General features: G+C 40.2%; 4 protein-coding genes and 2 pseudogenes. 1 reads left to right on the forward strand and 5 read right to left on the reverse strand.

The features are described from left to right. Positions 1–242, forward strand: a pseudogene (locus H6G97_RS44970) (hypothetical protein); the annotation flags it as partial. Here H6G97_RS44970 and H6G97_RS44975 read toward each other — a convergent pair. The 5 genes and pseudogenes from H6G97_RS44975 to H6G97_RS44995 all read right to left on the reverse strand — a co-directional run. After that, entirely contained in the window at positions 231–1256 is a 1026-nt protein-coding gene (locus tag H6G97_RS44975) for a hypothetical protein (protein ID WP_242056048.1), read from the reverse strand. The pseudogene H6G97_RS44970 and the gene H6G97_RS44975 overlap by 12 nt on opposite strands. Next, a complete protein-coding gene (locus H6G97_RS44980) occupies positions 1253–2044 on the reverse strand; it encodes a hypothetical protein (RefSeq protein ID WP_190946935.1) in 792 nt (263 codons plus the stop codon). Before H6G97_RS44980 ends, H6G97_RS44975 begins: the two co-directional genes overlap by 4 nt. Before the next feature lie 133 nt (positions 2045–2177). After that, positions 2178–3278 (reverse strand): hypothetical protein, encoded by a 1101-nt coding sequence (locus tag H6G97_RS44985; RefSeq protein WP_190946936.1) that lies wholly within the window; start codon positions 3276–3278, stop codon positions 2178–2180. A gap of 52 nt (positions 3279–3330) precedes the next feature. Further along, on the reverse strand, positions 3331–3777 hold the full coding sequence (locus H6G97_RS44990) for a hypothetical protein (protein ID WP_242056049.1): 447 nt from the start codon (positions 3775–3777) through the stop codon (positions 3331–3333). Continuing rightward, positions 3774–5172, reverse strand: a pseudogene (locus H6G97_RS44995) (hypothetical protein); the annotation flags it as partial. The pseudogene H6G97_RS44995 and the gene H6G97_RS44990, both read right to left, overlap by 4 nt.

Here is a 5172-nt window from a genome sequence, read left to right on the forward strand (position 1 = left end):
AGTTGGCTGCTAGAACTATGGTACAGCGACGCAAGATTAGTTATGCCACCCAAACAGAACTTGGTACCAAAGCATGGGATATTTTCATGTCCCTGGTTGCCACTACTCGTAAGTTAGGTATTAGCTTTTTTGAGTATATGCATGACCGGATTTTGCAACTCGGTGATATTCCCTGTTTGGGTAACATTATTCGAGAGAAGTCTTCTTCTAACCCATTTGGTTGGTCGTGGCTACCTGAATAAATCTCTACCCCGAAATTTTGAGCCGATACTTTGTGTCTGTGTCTGCCCTGAATTATTAACTGTGGCTTGAATTAAAGATGTAACAAGGACACCACTAGCAAAAGTGCCAACGGTAAGGTAGCGAGTTTGTTTGCCTTGGAGAATTTGGCTTTCTTGAGGTAAATAATTGTTAGCTAAAGTAATCTTGTTAACTTTAGAAGTTGCTTGCCACCTGGGGCGGATCTTTTCAATCGAGTCGCTTGAGTTTTGCGGCGTGGTTTGGTCAAAATTATTTGTATCTGTTTGTTCATTCGGTTGATTTTGAACTGCTTGAGTTTGAGCCGGATCTAATAAAGATTGTTTGCTGGTGCTAGTTTCGGCGTATGCGATTTTGCCGTAAGAACCGATGCCACGGAGTTTGTTCAATTGCTCAAGGGGATCTAGGGGCGTTACTGTCCGTGCAGATATAGAGGATCTTGGAGAAAAACTCGTGCGTGTTGGTGGCGGAGTGTAGGTTCTAATCGCTTGTGGAGTAGTCTGAGTTACGCGACGTGATTGTGTATTTTGAACACTCCGTGGCGCAGGTCGTGGAGATGGTGGGTTAGATGGCACAACCTTTTGGTCTACTGAAACTGGTACTGGCGCTGGTTGGTCTTTTCTATTTTTGTTAATGCGACCTAACTCATCTTCTTGATCCGACAGAGCGAGTTTTGCACGCGCATCACCGTCTCCATCATCACTTTCTTGGGCTTGTTCAGTGGTCGGTATTTCCTGCGTTTTCAGACCAATCTTTGGTGATGGTGCGGGATTGAAAACACCATTGAGCATCAAAAATATCGCTAAAAATCCAACTCCAAAAGGGACAGCAATTATTGCTAGTCTTGACCAAGGAGAAGTAACAAATGTGTGCTTAGTTGGTACTAATAAACTTTCTGGTTCTGGTGCTTTATTACCATTAGTTTTATTAACATCATCTATTTTAAGCAAATCCTCTAAAGTCGATACAGATCCATTTTTATTATTCTCTTCACTCATTTCCTTCTCCCGAAGTTTAAATCTACAATTTCGGTAATTTCTAATCCGGCGCGACGGGCTGCATAAATCTTCTTGGCTAAATCAGTGGTATTAGCTGGGATATATTCTGGATTAGAAATTGAAGAAACTGTAACGGTTTTGTTGAAAGCAATTCCTTTACCTAAGTTATTCTCACGCTCAAAAGTTACCAGCGTCCCAATAAAATCTATTTCCCATTTCCCTGCTTTAATTTGGCGTGGTTGAGATATGAATCTGGGGATTAAAGATACTTGAGTATCACCATTGAATACACCCGTCGGAGTGATTGATGCTAATTTCTTGAGAAAGGCGGGGCGAAATCCTTCATTTTCACTTAAAGCAAATGCAGCATCATAGGCTCTAGTCGTAACCTTACTATTAGATTTTTTATTAAGTCTACCTACTTCTACCCCAGTATCTTGCTTAGTGATAGGTTCTCCTTTCTCATTAAATATTTTTACTAATCCATCCCAATTAAACGTAGTAATAAACGTATCAGATACAAATTTTTTAATTACTTCATCAGACCGTTCTTTTGGGTCTACTGCTCTAGCGGTAATTGTCTCTCCTGATGAAAGTTGTACTAATGCCAATTGTTTTTTATTTAAAACACTAATTGCTCCATAATTTAGGAACTGTAATAGCAGAGAAAGTGCAGCCATTGAAAACCCAGCCAGAGAAATTATTCCAACTCTTGTTGTTGCATATTTGTTGTAACTAAGTAATTGTAATGGTTCTTTTGGTTGAGGTTTATTTTGATGATTTAGCATAGATTTTATTGTCAGAATCCAGGAGTCAGAATGTTGGAGAAGAAGAGTGAATCCTTTTCAATCAATAGAAGAGTTATCCGCTCATTGCTTTTAAATTCTGGCTTCTGAATCCTGAGTGCTGAATTCTTACGTTTTATTTAGCTAATTTTCCGACTAAACTACCACCTTTAGTAGCAACACCTTTAGCAACCTCAATGGCAATGCCACTGTAAGTTTCAGTAGCTTTATTAATTTGAAGTAAAACAGAAACGCCACCACCAGCCGCTAAACCTGTAGCTAAGAATGGCGCAATTATACCAATTGTAAATAGGAAAAACATTGGCTGATAAGATTTAGAATCAGCGACTAATTGCCCGGCGAAACCAACAATGATATTGAAGCAAAGTTTGCCAAAACCTATACTGAAATATCCGACTAACCAACTGTAGATTGATTTAGCTCCGTAAGGTAGCAGAGAGCCACCAACAGCTATAGGCCCCAGCAGTGCTGTTACGAGCATAGTCAGTTCAATTCCCCATTGGTAAGCCCCATTCATTCCGACTAAAATTATCGTAACTATGTCAGTAACAGCAGACCCAACAAAAGCATTAATAGGAGATAAAATTAAATCAATTCCATTTGCTTGACCATCTTTCACATCATTAAAAGCATCGATAGCGCCATCAATTGCATCTACAAACCAAGAAAAAACTCCATTATTTTTGTTAAACTTATCTGGATATTTTTTGGTTAAATCTTCTTTAGCTTGATTCAAACAGTTGATTTCTTCTTGTTGACTTAAAGATGAATTTCTACATTTATTTACAGCAAGACCAATAGCGCTACGTGCTGCTTCAGTTCCCAATGCACTTTCATACGCTTGCTTGAGGTCAATTCCCGCAGCAGCCTTGCTAAGAACTATATTATTTACATTATTAATATAGTTTCTAATCCCCAAAGTTGATTTTCCTAAAGCATCTCCGCTATTACTTAGGAGATAGACAACTATTAACGGCCAAATAAAATCAGTATAAGCTCTTTGTTCTTCCCCCGCCATCATTTTTTTTGTCCATTCAACGACGAAGAAAGTTAGTGTTGCTATAGCGAATAAAGGTCCGACTGTACAAATTGCTGAATAAACACCACCTGTAATAGTTTCGTTCCAAAGCTCATCAAATCCTTGTGCTACTGAAGCTGCATTTTCTCTTGCTAAATCAGCTAAATCGCCACCATCTAATTGCGCTAGTAAAAACATGATTTGAATCCTTGCTCAATACAGTAATTTTGAAAGATATTTGAACGCTACATCAGTCAGCAGAAGTAGGATCTAGCCGTGCATTAAGTACGACTTCATGTAATAGAGATAATCTGCCATCTTCTTCGGAGTTCTCCTTTTTCCGTTGGGAGTCAAGATGATCTGCCACTTGCGTCAGCATCAGGTTAGAGTAAGCATTGTCCTGTCGGGCTAACAGCGAATCAGTACGTTGTTCTGCTAACATCGACACAATTAAGCCGTTCTGAGCAGCGATCGCTTTGAGGATGTTCTGAGAAGCGTCCATATTCTGAGCTTCATCAGAAATATCTTTTGCTTGCTGGGCGATTTGTGCAGTAGTATCAATTTTTTCTTGAGTTTGCTGCTGTCCTTTTTCGCTGACCACGCTAGCGACAGAAGCCAAAGCTAGGTCACGTGAGAGCTTCTGTGCTTTTTCTTGGGCGACAGGATAAGAATAATCATCCTTAAGTGAATCCTTCAATTGATCAGCCGAAGCAATCGGGTCAGGCGCACCCAATTGTCCGATAGAACTATCAATTGCCGCATTAGCGTTTTCTTTGATGTCTGCCCAAGCACTGTTAATCTCATCCCTAGCCCAGGTTTGAATTTCACCAACTTCACTTTGAAGATCCGAAACAATATGGCAGCATCAGCTTCACTCGATAAATTACGTAAAGCGAATACTAGCAATTTGGCATTAGTTCTAAAACTGGATGGGCGTGAGATGGATTGCCCGACTCTGGTACTCAACCAATAATTTATTCTCAGCCTGATTTGCTCTAAGGCTTCAGAAATCTCTTGACTCTTACTAGCAATAGAATCTAATTGTATGAAAGCTGGAGAACAAAAATTATAAAAATCTTTCAGCGTCGGAGTTTCGCTCCAATATTGAGTCCCAAATCCAAAATGTATTGCTGACTTGTAGCGTGATTTAATTTCATCATCATTAAAAAATGTTTTTAAAGCTAAAGCAATGATTGACTCAATATTGGTGGTAATCGTTGGGCTGACACCAATCATGCTCGTCCCCATCACCATTGTCATCAGCACTGATTTCAAAAATTCCTTAAAATCGTTCAATCGCTCATTTCTCAGTTCTGCATCCAGAGAGCGCAAATCAGGAAGTTCAAAAAGATTGTTTGATTCTTTGGAGATGTCAAAGTATGCCCCATCTTCACCCAGCAGATTGGTGTAGTCAGTGAAAGTGGATGTCCCGTCTGGCTTGGGATAGTCTAGCGCCACTACTGGAATATCTTGTGCTAGTGCCGGGGTAAGAATACCTGCCACCAATACAGATTTACCTGAACGAGTTGCGCCGAAAACTGCCAAATTCTTGTGGTTTTGGTACAAGTCTAAATGTACTGGTGTGCCCCCTTCTTCTGCGATTAACTCAAAGCCACTGCGATCGCCTGTGGCAGTCCTGATCAATGGCATCAGCCCTGGTGCTTCCGAACTAAAATATGGCAGTCGGCGGTTAAAAGGCTTGGTTAACAACGGCTCCCAAACAAATGGACAACACTGCAACCATGTCTTCCAAGCGTATTCTATTTCTCGGTCAACTACCGCCGGACGCAAGAAATAGCTGGCAAGATATCGGCAAGCTTCGTCTAATTCCCGTGGGGTTGGGCGGTGGACGAGAAAAGCAACTGCGGTATGCACTACTACACTACCTTTATATATTGTCTTCTGCGCCTCTACCGCTTCTTCAATATTCATCCCCGATTTGACATCAATATTTCCTTTATCTGTAGATAAAGAAGTGCTGGTAATTGATTGTTTGGTAATGCGTTGAAGATTTGTTTTAGAAATAGCTTGATTTGCCTTTGTTACCTGACAAATAATTTCTGTATCATAAATACTATCTCTAGAGATTAAT

It is taken from the genome of Nostoc flagelliforme FACHB-838, from assembly GCF_014698065.1.
GTDB lineage: Bacteria > Cyanobacteriota > Cyanobacteriia > Cyanobacteriales > Nostocaceae > Nostoc > Nostoc flagelliforme_B.

Excerpts from the sequence above, each read along its gene's own strand:
- H6G97_RS44980 (WP_190946935.1), bottom strand. The coding sequence starts at position 2,044 with ATGCTAAATCATCAAAATAAACCTCAACCAAAAGAACCATTACAATTA.
- H6G97_RS44975 (WP_242056048.1), bottom strand. The coding sequence starts at position 1,256 with ATGAGTGAAGAGAATAATAAAAATGGATCTGTATCGACTTTAGAGGAT.
- H6G97_RS44985 (WP_190946936.1), bottom strand. The coding sequence starts at position 3,278 with ATGTTTTTACTAGCGCAATTAGATGGTGGCGATTTAGCTGATTTAGCA.